The sequence below is a fragment of the Gordonia asplenii genome (assembly GCF_012933505.1).
Taxonomy (GTDB): Bacteria; Actinomycetota; Actinomycetes; order Mycobacteriales; family Mycobacteriaceae; genus Gordonia; species Gordonia asplenii.
Genome location: NZ_JABBNB010000019.1, coordinates 24,880 through 45,324, shown reverse-complemented (window position 1 = coordinate 45,324; position 20,445 = coordinate 24,880). Strand labels below are relative to the sequence as shown.

Sequence of the window (20,445 nt, the reverse complement as noted above, 5' to 3'; positions counted from 1 at the left end):
CACCCGAAAGATCAAGGAACACAAGCAATGTCTGACTCACAGACCCATCAGAAAGTCATCGTCGTCGGGGCCGGATTCGCCGGGCTGATCGCCGCCCGCGAACTCGAATCGGCCGGTGTCACCGTCCGCATCGTCGAAGCACGCGACCGCATCGGCGGCCGGGCCTGGACCGACGAGCGCCTCGGCGGCCACGCTCTCGAAATGGGCGCGACTTGGGTGCACTGGATGCAGCCCTTCGTCTGGACCGAGATCACGCGCTACGACCAGGGCATCTACCCCAGCCCCGACATCGACGACGCCTACTGGGTCAGCGACGGCGTCGTGCGCCACGGCACCGAACATGACCTCGACAAAGCACTGACCACGTTGCAGGACAAGGTCTTTGAGGGATCTCGGGACTTCTTTCCCTACCCACATGATCCGCTGTACGTCCTCAACGACCCGAACTCGGATCCGGAGCTGGTCGAGCGATTCCGGCAGGCTGACCAGGGAAGCGTGCTCGATTGCTTGCGTGACGGCGAATACTCGCAGGAGCAGATCGACTTGGCCGACTCGTACTGGTCGGCAGGCTACCAGGGGTCGACGGCCACGGCCTCACCACTGATGGCCAAGCATTGGGCGTCGTTGAGTGACCACCGAAGCTCACTGATGGACGAGCAGACGTTGCGCTTCAAGCTGACCGACGGGATGCGCGGGCTGTATCAGTCCATCGCCGAGGATCTGTGCGCCGACGTCGAGCTGGGGACTCCGGTGTCCCGTGTCGAGCACACGACGGCGGGTGCCACGGTCACCTTCGCCGACGGCACGACCGACACTGCCGATGCTGTCATCGTCACCGCACCCATCGGCGCGCTGAAGAACATCGAGTTCAGCCCGGAACTCGGCGCGGCACAACGGGAAATGATCACCGCGGGAACCAATTCGGTGGGTCTCAAGATCTGGATAAAGGTCAAGGGCCACCAATCGATCATCGCCGGCGCTCCCGGCCAGCACCCGATCTCGCTGATCCGCAGCGAGAAGTTCCTCGACGACGAGGACGCGACCATCCTCGTCGGATTCGGCTCCGACCACACTCGCCTCGCCCTCGACGACGTCGAGGCGGCGCAGGCCGCAATCAACGTGTGGCGCGACGACCTCACCGTGCTCGACTGCGGCGGCCACGACTGGGTGGCCGACAAGTGGTCCGGGCAGACCTGGGCGACGCTGCGCTCGGGGCAGTTCATCAACGGCTGGAGCAACTTCGAATCATCGGACACTCGATTGCAATTCGCCGGCGCCGACTACGCCCGCGGCTGGAACGGGGTGTGCGTCGACGGCGCCATCCAGTCAGGAATCGTCAACGCACGCAGGCTGATAAACGAATTGAGGTAGGTCCTCGACGACAAGTCCGGTCGAGCATCCTGGCCCGACCGGACTCTCGTCGTCCGCGTTGCCGTTCGACTACGGCTTCATCAGCACCGACGATGTCGGGTAGGCATCTGCGAAACCGTCCTGCAACGGCGCGACGAACACGTTCTCGGTACGCGTCCGCGAAATCAGCCAACGACCGTCGACTTTGCGAAAGGCGTTGTTCAACCGACTCGACCGCAGCAGTCCGCTCCCGTCGGCGTAGAGCCACGGTTGTACGTGAATCCACTGGCCGGTCGCCTGATTGCCGGCGACGTAGATCTGCTCGGCGGTGAGGTAGTGCGCGTTCAGCACGAGCGCCGGGTCACGCCTTTCGCCCCAGAATCGCTGAAAATGTTCGCGCAGAGCCTGTTTGCCGTCGAGCCGACCGAACTGGTCGTTGTAGTAGTCACCGACGCCCTCCCACACGGCGTCGTCTGTGTAGAGGTCGAGGATCAGATCGATGCGTTCAGCGTCGTCGGCGACGCCGAACTCGGGGCACGGCGTGTCGCAGAGAAACATGTAGCGGGCCTGCAGCCGTCGGACCGCCGCCTCACCCTCCAGCGTCTCGATGCGAGCCACCAATTCGGCGAGCGTGGGCGAGGTTGGCATGATCACTCCTTGCGTCCGAGGACGACCGTGCGTCGTCGTTCCTTCGATGCCGACCCTACAGCGCGCGAAGACGCGTAGATATAGCGAAAACCCTTACCTACCAATCCACTTCGACGTCGCTTCGCCGTGAACGGCGCTGACTCAGCTCGGTTCGAGCGGCGTCTCGACCGCGGTAGTTCCTCCGGCGCCCTTCGTCGTGAGATTCGAGTCCGCCGACGTGGCCAAGAACGTGGCCACCCGGGATCGCGTCACCGACGGCGAACAGACAGTCTGCGCCGACCCCGCGCCACGCCAGGATCGTGAATTGAGCATTTCTCGAATCGAAATGTGGTTAGGTCGAACGCGGTACGCGTGCACCTGTACGCGTCGAGGCGATTAGTTGCTCTCAGAAACCGAAGGGGAATCATGAAGCAGATCATTCGACGGACGGTCGGCGCAGCTGCCGCCGCTTCTTTCGCGGTCCTCATCGTCGCGGGTTGCAGCGACAACAGCAGCGACACTTCCACCAGCGCGTCGGCATCGGCGTCGGCTGAGGCGAGCTCGGCCGCGATGTCGGGGTCGGCCATGTCGGGGTCGTCCATGGCGTCGGCCGAGAACAAATCCGTTGAGTTGACCGCGGCGGACGGCACCAAGGTGACGCTCTCCGGCTCGCTCGCCGCGAAATATCAGTCGGCCACCGAGAAGCAGCGCGCCGACCTGGGCAAACCGTTGACGGGCCCGGAGGCGTCGGGCACCAGCGCCAGCGGCGTCGTGTTCCAGCAGTTCGACGGCGGCGTCATTACCGCTAAGAACGCCGAGCCCGCTACCCCGGCCTACATCACCTGGGGCAAGATCCGCGACGCGTGGAACGTCAAGCGCGACGCGACCGGTCACCCGTCGGCCGACGGCAAGGGCGGCTCGAATGGTCCGCTCGGCACCGCGACCAGCGACGAGACCGAAGAGGGCACGCTGAAGGTATCGACCTTCGAGCACGGCAAGATCACCTGGGACTCGAAGACCGACACAGTCGAGGTCACCGTCGACGGCAAGGTCGTTCCGGCCAAGTAGTTTCGGCCTGATCGGCCCCACTCGGGAGTGCCCACCTGCGCTGTGTGCAGGTGGGCAGTCTTCGTCGTATCGGGCCGTCGCGGCGCTCGCACTCCCCGACGACAGATTGCAATCAGCCACCTCACCCCGGCCGAGGGAGCCACTCCCTCACCGAGCCTCACCCGACAGATTGCAATCAGCCCCCGCCTCCACAGACGACAGCTGCGCGGTGAGGAATGAAAGTTGGTGCGCCACAGCCGGTTCAAACCAGCCGCGCCCCTCGAAGACGTCGAAGTGGTCGCACGGGTAGTGGCGTACCTGTGCTCGCGCCTTGAACGCCGTCTTCGACGCGGCGTACGGCGGCGCCGCCCGATCGAAATCGGCGATCTGCACCAGCACGGGCGCGTCGATGTCGTCCGCGTGCTTATCCGCGTTGAACGAGCCCAGCTCCAATCCGACCGCGGCATCGACCTCGTTACGCCAGGTCGGGCCGGCGATGGACTCGTATGCCTCCAGGTATCCCGGCGCGGTCAAGGCGGCGTTTTCGCCCGGCTCGCCGACGACGGGCAACATTCGACGCCGTGCACCGACTTTCGCCGCCATCGCGCTACCGAGTCCCACGGCCGTCGAGCGGAGCATGCCTTTGGCGCCGACCGTCGCAAAGTTGTGTCGTCCGGCGGCGATTCCGCTCACCATCGGCACCATCGACACGACCGCGCAGACATCGGATCGACCCGCCGCGACGACGAGCACGTGCCCGCCCGACTGCGAAAGACCCCACAGCACAATACGATTGCGGTCGATGCCCGGCCGCGCTCCGACGGCTGCGATGGCGGCCCGGTAGTCGTCGGCCTGATCTGCCATCGAGATCCGTTGCCGTACTTGCCCTTCCGACGCGCCGAACCCGCGATAGTCGAAGGCGAACACCGCGAACCCGGCGTCGGCGAGTCGCAGTGCGAACGGCTCGAGCCCGGAGTCCTTGGTCCCGGCGAATCCATGCGCCATCACCACCACCGGGCGACCTGTGGGGCCGTCGAACCGTGAATCTTCTGGGCCGGGGTAAAACCATGCCTCGCAACGGGTTCCGTATGAATTGAACGTGACGGTGAGACGATTCATAGCCGATCCTCAAGCTGTGCCTCGACGGCGGCATCTACGGCGGCATCGACGCCGGCCCATCGCGGCGGACCCTGTAGGTGCGCTCGCTTGACGCCGGCGGGGATCTCCGCGGTGCGCATGTTGTGTTCGTACAAGTAGTAATCCAACTGCTGGGTGTGCCGTGGACGGTCGAGCATGTGCCCGGTGTAGAACTGCTGATCGGCGGCGATCACCTGACGCATCTCGGCGACGTCGGGCAGCCGGTACCGGCCCACCGCGTAGGCGCCGACCAATCGAGCCTGTGCCTCGACGAACGGGAACAGCGTCGGCGTCGCCTGCGCGAATCCCGCGAAGATGAGATCGTCGATGCCCGGATAGAACATGCGTTTGTACAGGTCGATGCGATTGTCGGGCGCGCTGATGAAGTCCGGGTCGAAGAACGGAAAGGTGATGTTGTAGCCGGTCGCGTAGATGATGATGTCGAAGTCGTCGGAGGTGCCGTCGTCGAAATAGACTGTGTCGCCGTCGAATCGGGTGATGTTCGGCTTGGCGACGACATCGCCGGAGCCGAGGCGCAGCGGCAGTTCCACCGACTGGGTGGGATGCGCTTCAAAGAATTTGTGGTTGGGCGTCGGCAGCCCGTAGTCCTCCGGGCGGCCGGTGGTCAGCGGCTGCATCACCTGCATGAACTTGCGTTGCCATGCGAACGGTATGTGCGGCGAGGTGTGGTAGTACTTGTCGGCAGGTTTACCCGCGAAGTATTTCGGGACGATCCACGCGCCCGACCGTGTCGACAGCGTCAGCGTGTTGTCGAGGGTCCGCGACGACAGTTCCACAGCGATGTCTGCCGCACTGTTGCCCAACCCCACCACGAGGATTCGCTTGCCGGAGAAGTCGTACGGCGTCTTCGGGTCGATGTAGTGGTGCGCGTGCATCGTCACGCCGGTGAAGTCGCCGGGGAATTCCGGTGATCGCGGGTCCCAGTGGTGCCCGTTGGCGACCACTAGCAGATCGAACCGACGCCGCTGTCCCCGTTGGGTTTCCAGCTCCCAGCCACCGTCGTCGAGCCGTCGCGCGTGCGTGACGCCGTTCTCGAATTCGATATTGTCCAGCAGGCCGAAGGCATCGGCGTAGGAGTCCAGGTACTTCTTGATCTCGGTGTGATGCGGGAAGTCCGGGTAGTCGGTCGGCATCGGGAAGTCGCGGAACGACAGCTGATGCTTGGAAGTGTCGATGTGCAGCGACTTGTACGCACTGCTGTGGCCGTTGGGATTGCCGAACGCCCAGTTCCCGCCGATCCGATCGGAGGACTCGAAGCACACGTACGGCACGCCGTAGTCGTTGAGCATCTTGCCCGCGGTCAGGCCGCTGATACCGGCGCCGATGATCGCCGTGCTCGGCAAGGGGTGATTCATACGGCACTCCCGGTGTGTAGACAGATCACTCATTCTGTCTACTACATCGCGACGACGTCTGTAAACAGTTTCTGAAATCTGTCTACCGTGGCTGCTACTGTCAGGTGGTGTCTGAGCTGCCGCCGACTGATCTCGCTCCCCCGTCCGTAACGACTCGGCTGCTCGACGCCACCGACAAGCTATTGGCGGACAAGGGAATTCGCGCGATGACCATGCAGCAGGTCGCCGAATCCGCCGGTGTTTCACGAGCCTGGCTGTACCGGCATTTCCCCGACAAGCCCACGTTGGTGGGCGCCGCGATCGTGCGATTGACGGAGTCGTTTTGGACTGACGCGCGCCGCGAGCTCGACGGAATCGACGGCTTCGACCGACAGCTCGCCGCCGGTGTTCGGATCGGTCGCGGCGCCTACGACGACCCCGGCACGCTGCTGATGCGGTTGCGCACAGACGAACCCGAAGACTTTGCGGCCTGCGCGGGTGCCGGCGTCTCCGGGTTGGTCCCCGACCTGGCGGCTTTCTGGCGCCCATACGTCGACGCGGCGTCGGGCAAGGGCGAAATCCATGCGGCCCACCGCCTCGACGAGGTCGCCGAGTGGGTCGCGAGGACACTGATCAGCTTGGGCACCATGCCGAGCAACACGGTGAACCCCGACGATACCGGCGACGTCCTGGGACACCTGCGCCGCTATCTGATGCCCGCGCTGCGCGCCGACCCGCGCGGTTCCGACTAGCTGACTGATTCCCGGCGGGCCTGACCGGCACCGCCCCATCGCCGCCGAATCGATTATCTACTTTGACCTGAGAAAGTCGCCTCCGGCCCCGTCGCCTGCTGGTTGAGCTGGGCGAGCGCCGTTCGATACGATCACAGTTCGACACGTGCGCCACCATCAAATGCATTGTGGTACAGCGGTTTCGACACGCTCGTCACTTCGACTCGGCTAGCGCCTCGCTCAGTACGGCGCGCTTACGCTCCTCACGGCTCAACCAGCAGATGCAATGCCCCGACCGGTAAACCCAGGTTGAGCCGGTCCGAGCGAGGCGCTACAGCTAGCCGAGTCGAAGTCGCGCACGCTCGCTCACTCCACGGATCGAGCTACGCCCCCTGCCAGACGCTGTCGAAAGGCGTCCGTGCCGACACCCGCCGGACGATCCCGGCGGTGGTCAGCGCCTTGGCGGTGCGCACGGCGTCGAGCACGTCGGCTCCCTTGGCCAATTCGGCGGTGATGGCCGCGGCGAGCGTGCACCCGGCCCCGGACACCCGCTCCTGCCCGACCTTCGGCGACCGCAGGACGGTCACGTCGGTGCCGTCGTAGACGACGTCGACGGCGTCGTCGCCGGGCAGTTCGACGCCGCCTTTGGCGACGACGTAGCGCGGTCCGAGGTCGGCGATGCGTCGTGCGGCCTCGGCCAGGTCGTCGACGCTGTCGATGGATCGCATGCCGGAGAGCGTCTGCGCTTCGAACATGTTGGGCGTCACGACGGTGGCCTGGGGCAGGATCTCGCTGCGCAGCGCATTGTCGGTGTCGAGTGCCGCGCCGGGCTCCTGACCTTTGCAGATCAGCACCGGGTCGACGGCGACGTGCCGCCACGGCTGTCGGCGGAGCGCGGCGGCGACGGTATCGATCGTGGCCGGTGTGCCGAGCATCCCGATCTTCACGACGTCGAGTGCGTGCGCCGCGGTGGCGGCTTCGATCTGGTCGGCGATGACGTCAGGCGCGATCGGCACGAATCGATGTCCCCAGTCGTGCTGAGGATCGAACGAGACGATGCAGGTGATGGTGCCGACACCGTAGACGCCGAGCTGCTGGAAGGTTTTGAGATCCGCTTGCAGTCCGGCGCCGCCGGTGGCCTCGGATCCTGCGATGACGTATGCGAGATCAACCATGGCTGCCAGGGTAACGACTCGTCGCCGACGGCCGTCCACCTGCCGTCGGCAACTCGTGCAGCGCAGCCACGAGCGGCGCCAATTCCGGTGTCGCACAGGCCGAATCCAGCGCGGCTTCCAGCGTCGCATCATGCGTGGGTCGCGACCGCGTCAGCAGGTCGCGCCCGTCGTCGGTCAATTCGGTGTAGATGCCGCGGCGATCGTCGGCGCACAGGATCCGCCGGATCAGGCCGCGATCCTCCAGCCTGTTGACCAGACGTGTCGTGGCGCTGGAACTGAGCGCAGCCGCGCGAGCCAGTTGCGCCATCCGCATGTGCCAACCGTCTTGGCGGCTCAGTGCATCGAGCACGGTGTATTCGACGACGGAGAGCCGGTGCTCGCGTTGCAGCGCGCGTTCGAGCTCGGCGTCGAGCAGCCCGTGCAGCGCGGCGAGTGTGCGCCACCCCTGCGAGCGGACCTCGACGGCGTCGTCGGCGATACCCATGTCGTCCTCCTCGATGTGACTCACAAAGGATACCAGCTTGCGCCAGTAGCAAGCGTATGCAACTATTTATCACGCGCTTGCAACTACATGCGTACGCCTCATATAACTGCCTGAAAGGATCGACATGCCCGTCGGACTTCTCGCCCTGGCCCTCGGCGGCTTCGGCATCGGACTCACCGAGTTCGTCATCATGGGCCTGCTCCCCGAGGTGGCCGCCGACTTCGGCGTCACCGAGTCGGTTGCGGGCTACCTCATCTCCGGGTACGCGCTCGCGGTCGCCGTCGGCGGGATCGCGGTGACCGCGGCGGTGATTCGCTTCGACCGCAAACGCGTCCTCATGTCGTTGATGGTGTTGTTCATCGGGGGCAATCTGCTCTCCGCCACCGCAGCGAGCTACGACATGCTGCTCGCCGGACGCATCCTCGCCGCACTGTGCCACGGCGCATTCTTCGGCATCGGTGCCGTCGTCGCCGCGGACATGGTCGCACCGGCCAAGCGGGCCGGCGCGATCGCCGCGATGTTCGCCGGACTGACCATCGCCAATGTGCTCGGGGTGCCGTTCGGCACGTTCCTCGGTCAGCAGTTCGGTTGGCGCTCGACTTTCTGGGCCATCACGATCATCGGCGTCATCGCGCTGGCCGGCATCGCAATCCTGGTGCCCGACACCAAGACTCACCACCGCGAGACCCCGAGTCTGCGCACCGAGATCGCCGCGTTCCGCTCGTCGCAGGTGTGGTTGTCGATCGTGATCACCATTCTCGGCTTCGGCGGAATGTTCGGTGCCTTCACCTATATCGCCTACACCCTGACCGACGTCTCCGGCTTCGCGTCCGCAACTGTGCCGTGGCTGCTGGTCCTGTTCGGTGTGGGGCTGTTCATCGGAAACTACGCGGGCGGCAAAGCAGCCGACCGTGCGCTAGCACCGACCCTGATCGTGATCCTGGCCGCGCTCGCGGTGATTCTCGTCGCGTTCGCGTCGACCGCGGGTAACCAAGTCATGACCGTAGCGTCGCTGATCCTCATGGGCGCCTTCGGTTTCGCCACCGTCCCGGGCCTGCAGATGCGCATCATGAACTTCGCCTCGACCGCACCCACGCTCGCGTCGGGCGCGAACATCGCCGCCTTCAACATCGGAAACGCGTTGGGCGCGTGGATCGGTGGCCTCACCATCGCCGCCGGCCTCGGTTACACCTCGCCGATCTGGGCGGGTGCGGTCGTCACGGTCGCCGGCCTAGCCGTGTTGGTCTATGCCACGGCGCGGCATCGATCGGCGCTCAAGCGCGCCGACGTCGTCGACGTCGATCACGCCACACAGGTTGCTTCATAAACTGAAGTACTAACTATTGAAACTGAAGTACATCGGTCGTAGGATCGCCTCATGCGCTCCTACGACCAGTATTGTTCGGTCGCCAAGGCACTCGACGTCGTCGGCGACAGATGGACACTCCTCATCGTCCGGGAACTGCTGCTGCAAGGCGGCTCCCGGTATGCCGACCTTGTCCGCGGCCTGCCCGGCATCTCGACCAACCTGCTGGCCGAGCGACTCAAAACCCTTGAGGCGCAAGGACTCGTCGCGCGCTACGACGCCCCGCCACCAATCGGCACCACCCTCTATGAACTGACCGACGCGGGACGCGACCTCGAGCCCGTCATCCGCTCGCTGGTTCGTTTCGGCGCGCGATACATGGCCGCCCCCACGAGTACCGAAACCTTCCGCAGTCACTGGCTCGCCTTCCCGATCAGTGAACTGCTCGACGACGCCGACCCGACGGCGCCACCGGTCGTCGTCGAAGCACGCGTCGCCGAGGCCCCCGCATTCATCGAGATCGCCGATGGAGAAATTCGCACGACACTCGTTCGGCCGTCGACGCCACCGTCACTGACCATCGAGGGCAACGCACAGCTCGCGTTGGGCCTGCTCACCCGACAAGTCGACGTCGAGCTCGCGCGCCAACTCGGACTCGGCCTCACCGGGGATCTGACCGTCCTGCAGCGCTTGCGTTTCAACGGTCCACACGTCGTCGACGACCCCGCCGATCTAGCGAGTGAACGATGACCTCCTACCTTCGCCCGGACTGGGTGGACGCCGATCTCTACCCGTTCGACAGCCGTTTCATCGAGATCGACGGCAACGTCGTGCATTACATCGACGAAGGCACCGGGCCCACGCTGCTGATGTTGCACGGAAATCCCACCTGGTCGTTCGTCTACCGCGACGTGATCGCCCGGCTCAGTGACCGGTTCCGCTGCATCGCCCTCGACTACCCCGGGTTCGGGTTGTCCACGGCGTCGAGGCGCTACCGACTTCAGCCCGACGATCACGCCGCGACGGTCGCCGCATTCGTCGATCGGCTCGACCTCGCCGACGTCACGCTGGTCGCCCATGACTGGGGCGGCCCGATCGGTCTCTGCGCCGCTCAATTCCGGTCGGAGAGATTCCTCGGCCTCGTTCTACTGAACACCTGGGCGTGGCCGTTGAACGGTGACATCCGCGCCGAGCTGGCGTCACGCGCGGCAGGCGGACTGGTCGGCCGCGAACTTACCCGGCGGTTCAACCTGTTCGTGAACGCGCTCATCCCGGCCGGTCATCGACGACGGAAGCCGACGGCCTCCGAGATGGACCACTACCGCAACGCCCTGCCCACCAGAGAGCGCCGCAACGGCTGCGCGACGCTGCCCGGCGCGATCATCGGCAGCCGCGACTTCCTCGCCGACGTCGAGGATCACCTCGACCGCTTCGACGGTCTGCCGACGTTGCTCATCTGGGCCGACGGCGACGTCGCGCTGGGCGATAAGGAGCGTCGACGTTGGGAGGCAACGCTTTCCGACCTCACGACGGTGACGATCCGCGACGCGGGGCACTTCGTCCAGTCCGACGCGCCGGACGACGTCGCCGAAGCGATCACCCGATGGTGGGAGACCGTCGGCGACATCTGATTCCGTGCCGACTGATTCCGTGCCGACTGATTCTCTGCCGACTGATTCTCTGCCGACCCGGGTGCGAAATGCCGGATACCGGCGCGACGGCCACATGATGGCCACGCCGAATTCGTTTGCGCGTCGCGTGTCTGTCCACTCTCGACTGCCACCATGGCGCCAACACCCCCGGTGAAAGGTGCGGCGATGGCCGACGAAGCGCACGCGTACAACAGTGTCTGGCAACTTCGGGGCGATGCGTGGTGTCGCCTGGACGAGGCCGCGGACCGACTCAACCGGCAGGACACCGTCGGCGAGCGGCGCGACCGCTACGTCGGCATCTGCCGCGACATCCTGGCCGAACTCACACCGCTCGAACCCTACTGGGCCTACCCGGGCAACACGCGTTTCGCGCGCGTGCAGCGACTGTTCACCGACGGATCCTATGACGAATTCGGTGACCTCGTCACGCGGATCAACCGCGCGTTGACCAACGAGTCCTATCGCTCCGGCAGCCAGAAGCGGGCCGGCGCCGACGACACCGAACTCTTCCCCACCGACCCCAGAGACCTTGAGCAGCAACCTGTTTCGCGGCACGACCAACCGTATTTCGAAGTGCTCGTCGTCGAAGCGATGTCCGACGAACAGGAACAGGCGCTGCGTCGGGAAGTTCGCTCGTGGCGGCGGCCCGACGACGAGTTCCGCTACGAACTCGTCGTCGTCGGCAGCGGCGACGAAGCTCTCGTCGCCACCCGCCTCAACGTCAACCTGCAGGCGGTGGTGATTCGACGCCGGTTCTCCCATGCGTCGCCGCGGGACCTGTCGTCGCTCACCGAATTCCTCGACACGTCGCTGTCGCAGAACCTCGCCGACCACCTCTTCCCCGACGAGCGCGCCGAGATCCTGGCGGCTTCACTCACCGAACTGCGTCCCGAACTCGACCTGTACCTGATGACCGAGATCGAGGTCGAAGACATCGCCGGACGGCTCGGCGAACAGTTCCGCCGTGTGTTCCACGCCCGCGAGGGCGTATTGGAACTGCATTTGAGCATCCTGCAGGGGGTTGCGGCCCGCTACCGCACCCCGTTCTTCAGCGCACTCAAGGAGTACAGCCACCGCCCGACCGGAGTCTTCCACGCGCTGCCGATCTCGCAGGGCAAGTCGATCGTCAATTCGCATTGGGTCAAAGACATGGTCAGCTTCTACGGGCTCAACGTCTTCATGGCCGAGACGTCGGCTACGTGCGGCGGACTCGACTCGCTGCTCGAGCCGACCGGCCCGCTGCGCGAGGCCCAGCAGCTGGCCGCCGAAGCCTACGGCAGCCGCAACACCTACTTCGTCACCAACGGGACGTCGACCGCCAACAAGATCGTCACCCAGTCACTCGTCGCGCCCGGCGACATCGTGCTGCTCGATCGCAACTGCCACCAGTCGCATCACTACGGCATGATGATGTCCGGCGCGAAAGTCGTCTATCTCGAGGCCTACCCGCTGCCCGGTTACTCGATGTACGGTGCGGTGCCGCTGCGGGAGATCAAGTCGAAGCTCCTCGCCCTGCGTCGCGCGGGCAAACTCGACCGGGTCAAGATGATCTCGCTGACCAACTGCACCTTCGACGGCATCGTCTACGACGTCGCGCGCGTCATGGAGGAGTGCCTCGCACTCAAACCCGACCTGGTGTTCCTATGGGACGAAGCATGGTTCGCCTTCGCCCGATTCCATCCCGTGTACCGCACCCGCACCGCGATGTACAACGCAGACACGTTGCGCCGCAAGCTCTCCGAGCCCGCCTACATCGCCGCCCACGAGACGCGGCTGGCCGCCGACGCCGCGCACCCGCCGACCGACGACGAGCTGCTCGAACGTCGGCTCACCCCGGATCCGGCGAAGGCACGGGTGCGTGTGTACGCCACGCAGTCGACGCACAAGACGTTGACGTCGTTGCGACAGGGGTCGATGATCCACGTCTACGACCAGGACTTCGACCAGAAGGTGTCCGAGGCGTTCCACGAGGCGTACATGGCACACACCTCGACCTCACCCAACTATCAGATCCTCGCGTCGCTGGATCTGGGTCGGCGCCAAGTCGCGCTGGAGGGCGTCGAATTGGTCCAGCGGCAGATCGAGAATGCGATGCAGCTGCGCGACGCGATCGACAACCATCCGTTGCTCAGCCGCTACCTGTCCTGCCTGAAGACGTCGGATCTGATTCCCGAGACCTACCGGCCGTCACACATCGGTCAGCCACTGCGATCGGGTCTACAGAACATGATGGCCGCATGGGAGCAGGATGAGTTCGTCCTCGACCCGTCGCGGATCACCTTGTCGATCGGGCGCACCGGCTACGACGGTGACACCTTCAAGCGCGACCAGCTGATGGACCGCTACGGGGTGCAGATCAACAAGACCTCCCGCAACACGGTGCTGTTCATGACGAACATCGGCACCACGCGGTCGTCGGTGGCGTTCCTCGTCGAAGTGATGGTCAAGATCACCCGCGAACTCGACGAACACGTCGCCGACATGGCCCTCGGCGAACGCGGCCACTTCGAGCGGCGAGTCGCCCGGTTGACCGCCGACGCACTGGACATGCCGAACTTCAGCGGATTCCACCCGGCCTTCCGTGACGTCGTCGACGTCGTCGACGTCGTCCACGTCGGAGACGATGCCGACGCCGGCCTCGCGGAGTCGACGCCGGAGGGCGATGTCCGACCGGCGTTCTACCTGTCCTACGACGACGCGAACTGCGAATACCTCGACGCCGAACAGATCCACGAGTACCTCGACGCGGGCACCGACGTCGTCTCGGCGACATTCGTGACGCCCTATCCGCCCGGGTTCCCGGTCCTGGTGCCCGGGCAGGTGTTCAGTGCCGAGATACTGCGGTTCATCGCCGACCTCGACACTCCGGAGATCCATGGCTACCGGCCCGAGTACGGCTACCGCGTCTACACCCGCAAGGCCATCGACATGCTGGTCGAGGGGTCAGTCGGATAGTCCCGCGTCTTTGCTTCCGTACGCGGCGCGCAAGGTCGGCTTGACCACCTTGCCGCCCGCGTTGCGCGGAAGTTCGTCGACGATGACGAGGTCCTTCGGTTGCTTGAACCGAGCCAGATTCTCGTCGAGATACGGCTTGAGATCGTCGAGAGTCAGGTCGTCCGCACCGTCGAGCACGATGACGGCGACCGGAACCTCACCCCACTTGGCGTCGGCGCGCCCGATGATGGCGGCCTCGCGGATCGAGGGGTGGCCGAACAGCACGTTCTCCACTTCCGCGCTGTAGATGTTCTCGCCACCGGAGATGATCATGTCTTTCGCGCGGTCGACGACGAACAGGAATCCTTCGTCGTCCTCGCGCACCAGGTCGCCGGAATGGAACCAGCCGCCCCGAAACGCCTCGGCCGTCTCCTGCGGTTTGTTCCAGTAGCCCTTCATCAGATTCGGTCCGCGGTAGACGATTTCGCCGATCTCACCCTGCTTGACGTCGTTCATCAGCGGGTCGACGATCCGCGCGGTGACCGCCGGCACCACTTTGCCGATCGATCCCATCTTGCGTTGCGCGTCTTTACCTTCCAGCATGCATGTCACCGGCGACATCTCGGTCTGACCGAAGGCCGTCATGTTCGCGGCCGCGGGGAAGTTCTCATTCATCGCCGAGAGCACCGAGTCCGACGCCGGTGCCGCGCCCCAGCTGATCGTCTGCAACTTCAGGGTCCGCGGTCGCGCACGTTGAGCCGCACAGACCGCCTGCCACTGCGCCGGCACCATGAACACCGACGTCGTGCCCTCGCTCTCCAGGGTGTCAAGCATCACGTCGGGATCGAAGGCGCCCAGCGGGTGGATCACCGCGGGCACGCCGAGATAGAACGTCGGTGCGAACGCCGCCAACCCGGCGATGTGAAAGATCGGTGGAACCACCGACGACACCGAATCCGGCTGTGCGCGCGACGCGCTGATCGTGGTCAATGCCTGGGCCTGCAGATTGGTGTGAGTCAGCATGGCGCCCTTGGGTTTTCCGGTCGTGCCCGAGGTGAACATGATGACCGCGACAGTCTCCTCGGGCACATCGACGTCGGGACGGTCGCCGCCCGGCTCGGTCAGCAGCGTCTCGTAATCGAGATGGTCGGAAGCCTCGTCTCCGGCGTCGACGACGATGAGCGTGTCGAGCGAACCCGTGGATGCCGCAACCGCATCGACCAACGGAGCGAGCAGCTTCTCCGTGACGACGACCTTCGCTCCGCTGTCGCTGACGAGGTAGGCGACTTCGTTGGGACTCATGCGGATGTTCACCGGTACCGCGATGGCGCCGAGCAGGTTGGCGCCGAGCACGGCCTCCACGTATTCCGGCCGGTTCAGCAGCGCCATCAGCACCCGATCACCGAAGCCCACGCCGCGGCGATGCAATGCGGCGGCGAAGGCCGTCGATCGGCGATCGAGTTCCCGCCAGGTCGTGGTGCGTCCGAGATACCGCAACGCGGGAAGGTCGGGGCGCATGAATGCGTGCCGCCGAATCTGGTTGTTCCAGTGGTTTCGCCGCGACCGCAGTGGTTCGGTCGACGGATCATCGTCGATGCCAGTCATGCGACCTACCCTAGGACGGCTCTGCGAGGATGGTCGCCTGATTCAACCAACACTTCGGTGGTGCAACGGGTTTGGGCTACCGTGAACGGAGCCGACCTAGGAGTTTCCCAATGAGCGATCACGAAGTCAAGATGATCATCCTGTCCACCGACAACATCGACGAGTCGATCGAGTTCTACAGCGGCACACTCGGAATGGACCTCAAGTTCCGCGACGGAGCACATTTCGCGGCGCTCGACGGCGGGCCCATCACGCTCGCGCTGGCCACCAAGATCGACCATCCGATTCACGGGCAGGTCGTCGTCGGCATCAAGACCGCCGACGTCGACGCCGCGGCGAAAGCTGTCGAGGAAAGCGGAGGCGGCATCGTCCAGGGCCCCTACGACGACGCACACGAGCGCCGTGCCGTGGTCTACGACAACAAGGGCAACGGGCTGGTGTTCTACAGCCCACTGAACCGCTGAGACGGGTGGCTCCCCGACGGACACGCCGCTCCCGGGTGCCGCAGCGAGTTCGCGAGCGTCGGTGTAGGCGTCGCGCTGAGTGACCGCGAAGCGACACGCACCCCACCCGCTCCCCGAGTGCCGCAGCGAGTTCGCGAGCGTCGGTGTAGGCGTCGCGCTGAGTGACCGCGAAGCGACACGCACCCCACCCGCTCCCCGAGTGCCGCAGCGAGCTCGCGAGCGTCGGTGTAACGAGGGGCCCGGCGAGACAACGTCGGCAACCCAACCCAATCCCATTGAACCGCAGCAGCATTCGACTTCGGCCGACAGACATCTCGATACACCGAAGCTCGTTCCTCGCTCCGGCACTCGACGAGCGGGGGTAACCGTCGCATCCCTCACCACAGCAGCCGACGAGCCGGGGCAGACACCCCGCGAACCGCACCCCACCCGCTCCCCGAGTGCCGCAGCGAGCTCGCGAGCTTCGGTGTAACGAGGGGCCTGGCGAGACAACGTCGGCAACCCAACCCAATCCCATTGAACCTCAGCGGCATTCGACTTTGGCCGTCAGACATCTCGATACACCGAAGCTCGTTCCTTGCTCCGGCACTCGATGAGCGGGGGTAACCGGCGCGTTCCTCACCACGGCAGCCGACGAGCGGGGTAGCCGTCGCGCTCCTCACCACAGCAGCCGACGAGCCGGAGGTAGCCGGCGCATCCGTCGCTCCAGCACCCGACGAGCGGGTAGACACCCCGCGAACCGCACCTCACCCGCTCCCCGAGTGCCGCAGCGAGCTCGCGAGCGTCGGTGTAACGAGGGGCCTGGCGAGACAACGTCGGCAACCCAACCCAATCCCATTGAACCGCAGCAGCATTCGACTTCGGCCGACAGACATCTCGATACACCGAAGCTCGTTCCTCGCTCCGGCACTCGACGAGCGGGGGTAACCGGCGCGTTCGTCACGACGGCAGCCGACGAGCGGGGGGTAGCCGGCGCATCCGTCGCTCCAGCACCCGACGAGCGGGTAGACACCCCGCCACACGCACCCACCTGCTCCCCGAGTGCCGCAGCGAGCTCGCGAGCTTCGGTGTAACGAGGGGCCCGGCGAGACAACGTCGGCAACCCAACCCAATCCCATTAAACCGCAGCAGCATTCGACATCGGCCGACAGACATCTCGATACACCGAAGCTCGTTCCTCGCTCCGGCACTCGATGAGCGGGGGTAACCGGCGCGTCCCTCACCACAGCACTCGACGAGCCGGGGGTTGCCGTCTCGTCCCTCACCACCGCAGCCGACGAGCGAAGGTAGCCGTCGCATCCCTCACCACGCCACCCGACGAGCCGGAGGTGGCTGCCTCGACTACGAAGCTCGCTCGGCGCGACCCGTCGCCGGCAAACCTCAATACACCCGGACAGACGTGGCCTTCACCGCGAAGTACACGTCGGATCCGACTGCGATTCGTAAGTCGGACAGTGATTCTCGGGTCAGTTCGGCTCCGAGCTCACCCAACGACGTCGCACCTCGCACCAGGAATCGGTCGCCGCGCGGCACCACCTGGGTGACTCGTGCGGGGACGACGTTGCGAATACTCGAATCCGTCGGCGGCGACGTCGTCACGACGACGGCGTCCGGCCCGAACACCGCGGTAGCGTGATCGGTTACGCGCACCGGTTCCGCGAGGAACCCGCTCAGCTTGCCCTCGGCGGCTACGACCGCGCTGCCGTCCCACTTCCCGGACACCAGGTTCAGGCCGGCGAGGCTGGCGGTGAACGCATTCGCCGGGCGCCCCAGTACGTCGGCCGTGGGCCCGGCGTCGACGATGCGCCCGTCGTCGATGACCACCGCGTCGTCGGCCAGGGTGACGACGTCCACGACGTCATGCGTCACGAAGATCGTGGTCTGCTCCCGGCTGGCGAGCAGATCGCGCAGCAGCGCGCGCAATCGGCCCGCCACGTCGACGTCGAGTGCTCGAAAAGGCTCGTCCAGCAACAGGATTCGGGGCTGTGCCGCGAGAGCCCGCGCGATGGCCACGCGCTGGGCCTGCCCACCCGACAGCTGCGCGGGCTTACGCTCGGCGAGGTCGGCCGCCTCACAGGCGGCCAGCCACTGCGTCACCCGCATCTTCACCTCGGTCCGATTCAGCCGCTGGGCGCGCGGCGCGAAGGCCACGTTGTCGGCGACGCTCAGGTGCGGAAACAGACGAGCGTCCTGTCCCAGCAGTGCGACGCCGCGACGATGGGCCGGGACACGCGCCGACGCCCCGTCCAGCGATTGGTCGCCCGCGGTGATCACTGCCGAATCAGCGTGCGCCAGCCCGGCGATCACCCGCAGCAGAGTAGTCTTTCCCGCGCCGTTCGGTCCGACGACGGCGGTCGTCCCGCCGCCGGGAAAGCCGTGCTCAACCGTCAGCTTGGGACGCCGATTATCCACGCGCACAACCAGGTTCGGCGCGGTCGGGGTCACAGCGCGCCCTGGCCGGCGTCGCGGCGTCGAACATGCACCGCAACCACGACGATCAGCGACACGACGACGAGCACCAACGCCAGCGGTATCGCCGCTTGCGGATCGTCGATCTCGGCGGTGTAGATCGCCAGCGGAGCTGTCTGCGTGATACCCGGCGCATTGCCGGCGAACGTGATCGTCGCGCCGAACTCACCGAGCGCCCGCGCGAACGCCAACACCAGACCGGCCAGCAATGACGGCACGATCAGCGGCATCGTCACTCGCCACAGGGTCCGCGTGGGACTGGCGCCCAGGGTCGCGGCGACCTCCTCGTAGCGAGTCCCCGCAATGCGCAGCGCGCCCTCGACGCTGATGACCAGAAACGGGAGTGCCACAAAGGTTTGCGCGAGGACGACCGCCGTCGAGGTGAAGGCGATGTCGATCCCAGCGGCACGGAGCGGGGATCCGATCAGGCCCAACCGTCCGAACGTGTAGAGCAGGGCGATGCCGCCGACGACCGGCGGCAATACCAGCGGCAAGAGCACCAAAGCACGGAGCACGCGTATGAGCGGACCGTCGTGGCGGGCGAAGACGACGGCCATCGGTACCCCCAGGATCACGCACAGCAGTGTCGACACCGCCGCCGTCCGCAACGACAGCAGCAGTGCCTGACGCGACGACTCCGAGAGAACCTGGGTGAGGAACGACTGCCAGGGCGTATGCAGAAGCAGCCCGATCGGTGGGACGACGATCAGGGCCACTCCGGCCGCCGCGGGCAGGTACAGCCACGTCGGGAGACCGACCGACGAGCGAGTTCTGTTGCCTATCAAGGCTTCCCGAAGCCGGCGGCCTGCAAAACCTGCTGACCGGACGCGCTGAGCACAGCGTCGACGAACTCCTTGCCGACACCCTCGTTAGCCGCGCCGCGCACCACCGCGATCGGATACTTGTTGACCACGGCGGCGAATGCCGGATCGACGACGGTCGCGACCTTGTCCCCGGCGCCCTTGGCGTCGGTCACGTACACCAGCCCGGCGTCGGCCTGCCCCGAGGTGACCTTGGTGAGCACGGCGGTCACCGACTCCTCTTGAGACTTTGCGTTGATGGTGATGCCGGTGTTCTTCTCGACCGTCGCGGTCGCCGCGCCGCAGGGTTGAGCCACCTGGCACACGACTGTCGTCACTCCGGCCTTGTTGAGGTCGGCGATGGTGTGGATCCCCTTGGGATTGCCCGGCGCCGTCACGATGACCAGGGTGTTGGTGGCGAAGATCTTGGGATCGAGCGCCTTGTCGCCGAGCTTGGTCATATTCTTCTCGTCGGCGCTGGCGAATACGTCGGCGGGTGACCCCTGCTTGATCTGGTTGACCAGCGTCGACGACCCGGCGAACGACAGCGAGACCTTCACACCGGGATGAGCCTTCTCGAAGTCGCCCGCGATCGTCGTGAACGTCTTCTTCAGTGACGCCGCGGCAGAGACGTTGAGCGTCGTCGAGGCGGCGCTCGCCGAGGCCGACGACGCGCTGGTGCCCGTGTCGTTCGACGAGCAACCGGCCAGGAGCACGAGTGCGGCCGCTGATCCGACGGCGAACAACTTCTTCATGAGTCTTCTCGTTTCGTTTCGACGATGACGGTGGTGGCTTTCACGACCGCGGTGGCAACGGAGCCGGGTTCGAGCGAGAGTTCTTGCGCCGCTTCGGCACTCATCAACGACGTCACCTCGAACGGCCCGCACTGCATGCGGACCTGCGCCATCACGCCGTCGACGACGACGTCGGTGACCAATCCGGTGAATCGGTTGCGGGCCGATCGGAGGATGCCGTCGTCGTCGGGTGGTGCGGTGGCACGTTCACGCGCCAGCTCCGCGAGTCGGCGGCCGTCGACCGTCGCGACGCCTTCATCGGATGTCGTGGTCAGTAATCCGGCGGACACCCAGCGGCGGACGGTGTCGTCGCTGACGCCGAGCAGACGCGCCGCATCGCGCACCTTGATTGCAGTCACGGGTAGATCATTCCTCATCGGCCGCAGATGCGCTCGTATTGGGCCGATAGTGTCGCGTCTACGGTGAAGTCCGGCAATTGGTGGACGCACCGATGAGTTTCCGGATGCGTTGAGGTCGATACTGCTGGAATCTTTCCAGCAGCGAACATCGAAAGG

Annotated in this window: 18 protein-coding genes; 8 read left to right on the top strand and 10 right to left on the bottom strand. The window is 65.5% G+C overall.

All coding sequences use genetic code 11. The features are described from left to right. Nucleotides 1–27 precede the first annotated feature (27 nt). Entirely contained in the window at nucleotides 28–1,371 is a 1,344-nt protein-coding gene (locus HH308_RS17610) for a flavin monoamine oxidase family protein (protein WP_170195538.1), read from the top strand. A 69-nt stretch (nucleotides 1,372–1,440) separates the two neighbouring features. On the opposite strand, the gene HH308_RS17605 is transcribed toward HH308_RS17610, so the two are convergent. Further along, a complete protein-coding gene (locus HH308_RS17605; RefSeq protein ID WP_170195537.1) occupies nucleotides 1,441–1,998 on the bottom strand; it encodes a nuclear transport factor 2 family protein in 558 nt (185 codons plus the stop codon). A 405-nt stretch (nucleotides 1,999–2,403) separates the two neighbouring features. Between HH308_RS17605 and HH308_RS17600 the strand changes: the two genes are divergently transcribed. Then, on the top strand, nucleotides 2,404–3,045 hold the full coding sequence (locus tag HH308_RS17600) for an LGFP repeat-containing protein (protein ID WP_170195536.1): 642 nt from the start codon (nucleotides 2,404–2,406) through the stop codon (nucleotides 3,043–3,045). 147 nt (nucleotides 3,046–3,192) lie between these two features. On the opposite strand, the gene HH308_RS17595 is transcribed toward HH308_RS17600, so the two are convergent. After that, the gene (locus HH308_RS17595; protein ID WP_170195535.1) at nucleotides 3,193–4,143 is read right to left on the bottom strand and encodes an alpha/beta hydrolase; all 951 of its coding nucleotides are present in this window, start codon (nucleotides 4,141–4,143) and stop codon (nucleotides 3,193–3,195) included. Continuing rightward, nucleotides 4,140–5,537, bottom strand: coding sequence for a flavin-containing monooxygenase (locus HH308_RS17590; RefSeq protein WP_170195534.1), 1,398 nt, complete (start codon nucleotides 5,535–5,537; stop codon nucleotides 4,140–4,142). The genes HH308_RS17595 and HH308_RS17590 overlap by 4 nt, the downstream gene beginning before the upstream one ends. Nucleotides 5,538–5,644: 107 nt before the next feature. Here HH308_RS17590 and HH308_RS17585 point away from each other — a divergent pair, with 107 nt between their 5' ends. Further along, on the top strand, nucleotides 5,645–6,268 hold the full coding sequence (locus tag HH308_RS17585; RefSeq protein ID WP_312870674.1) for a TetR/AcrR family transcriptional regulator: 624 nt from the start codon (nucleotides 5,645–5,647) through the stop codon (nucleotides 6,266–6,268). A gap of 362 nt (nucleotides 6,269–6,630) precedes the next feature. Here HH308_RS17585 and thiD read toward each other — a convergent pair whose 3' ends face one another. Both thiD and HH308_RS17575 read right to left on the bottom strand, forming a co-directional pair. Then, on the bottom strand, nucleotides 6,631–7,422 hold the full coding sequence (thiD, locus tag HH308_RS17580) for a bifunctional hydroxymethylpyrimidine kinase/phosphomethylpyrimidine kinase (RefSeq protein ID WP_170195533.1): 792 nt from the start codon (nucleotides 7,420–7,422) through the stop codon (nucleotides 6,631–6,633). Next, nucleotides 7,415–7,906, bottom strand: coding sequence for a MarR family winged helix-turn-helix transcriptional regulator (locus tag HH308_RS17575; protein ID WP_170195532.1), 492 nt, complete (start codon nucleotides 7,904–7,906; stop codon nucleotides 7,415–7,417). Before HH308_RS17575 ends, thiD begins: the two co-directional genes overlap by 8 nt. A 124-nt stretch (nucleotides 7,907–8,030) precedes the next feature. On the opposite strand from HH308_RS17575, the gene HH308_RS17570 reads away from it, so the two are divergent. The 4 genes from HH308_RS17570 (at nucleotide 8,031) to HH308_RS17555 (ending at nucleotide 13,819) form a co-directional block, all read left to right on the top strand. After that, entirely contained in the window at nucleotides 8,031–9,233 is a 1,203-nt protein-coding gene (locus HH308_RS17570; RefSeq protein WP_170195531.1) for an MFS transporter, read from the top strand. Nucleotides 9,234–9,284: 51 nt separating this feature from the next. After that, entirely contained in the window at nucleotides 9,285–9,962 is a 678-nt protein-coding gene (locus HH308_RS17565; RefSeq protein ID WP_170195530.1) for a winged helix-turn-helix transcriptional regulator, read from the top strand. Further along, nucleotides 9,959–10,843 (top strand): alpha/beta fold hydrolase, encoded by an 885-nt coding sequence (locus HH308_RS17560; RefSeq protein WP_170195529.1) that lies wholly within the window; start codon nucleotides 9,959–9,961, stop codon nucleotides 10,841–10,843. The genes HH308_RS17565 and HH308_RS17560 overlap by 4 nt, the downstream gene beginning before the upstream one ends. Before the next feature lie 186 nt (nucleotides 10,844–11,029). Continuing rightward, nucleotides 11,030–13,819: an aminotransferase class I/II-fold pyridoxal phosphate-dependent enzyme gene (locus HH308_RS17555; RefSeq protein WP_170195596.1), complete on the top strand. Its 2,790-nt coding sequence runs from the start codon at nucleotides 11,030–11,032 to the stop codon at nucleotides 13,817–13,819. Here the strand turns inward: HH308_RS17555 and fadD5 are convergent. Continuing rightward, on the bottom strand, nucleotides 13,808–15,403 hold the full coding sequence (gene fadD5, locus HH308_RS17550) for a fatty-acid--CoA ligase FadD5 (protein WP_170195528.1): 1,596 nt from the start codon (nucleotides 15,401–15,403) through the stop codon (nucleotides 13,808–13,810). The two genes, HH308_RS17555 and fadD5, sit on opposite strands and share 12 nt — an antisense overlap. Nucleotides 15,404–15,513: 110 nt before the next feature. Between fadD5 and HH308_RS17545 the strand changes: the two genes are divergently transcribed. Beyond that, on the top strand, nucleotides 15,514–15,867 hold the full coding sequence (locus HH308_RS17545) for a VOC family protein (protein ID WP_170195527.1): 354 nt from the start codon (nucleotides 15,514–15,516) through the stop codon (nucleotides 15,865–15,867). 1,380 nt (nucleotides 15,868–17,247) lie between these two features. Here HH308_RS17545 and HH308_RS17540 read toward each other — a convergent pair. Genes HH308_RS17540 through HH308_RS17525 form a run of 4 tightly spaced genes read right to left on the bottom strand, consistent with a single transcriptional unit; the run spans nucleotide 17,248 to nucleotide 20,289 of the window. Further along, nucleotides 17,248–18,279, bottom strand: coding sequence for a sulfate/molybdate ABC transporter ATP-binding protein (locus tag HH308_RS17540; RefSeq protein WP_312870672.1), 1,032 nt, complete (start codon nucleotides 18,277–18,279; stop codon nucleotides 17,248–17,250). A gap of 29 nt (nucleotides 18,280–18,308) precedes the next feature. Beyond that, nucleotides 18,309–19,121 carry an ABC transporter permease gene (locus tag HH308_RS17535; RefSeq protein ID WP_246284680.1) on the bottom strand — a complete coding sequence of 271 codons (813 nt, stop codon included), beginning with the start codon at nucleotides 19,119–19,121 and terminating at the stop codon, nucleotides 18,309–18,311. After that, complete coding sequence (modA, locus tag HH308_RS17530) at nucleotides 19,118–19,891, bottom strand: molybdate ABC transporter substrate-binding protein (RefSeq protein WP_170195525.1); 774 nt, start codon at nucleotides 19,889–19,891, stop codon at nucleotides 19,118–19,120. Before modA ends, HH308_RS17535 begins: the two co-directional genes overlap by 4 nt. Beyond that, entirely contained in the window at nucleotides 19,888–20,289 is a 402-nt protein-coding gene (locus HH308_RS17525) for a TOBE domain-containing protein (protein WP_170195524.1), read from the bottom strand. The genes modA and HH308_RS17525 overlap by 4 nt, the downstream gene beginning before the upstream one ends. Between the last annotated feature and the right edge of the window lie 156 nt (nucleotides 20,290–20,445).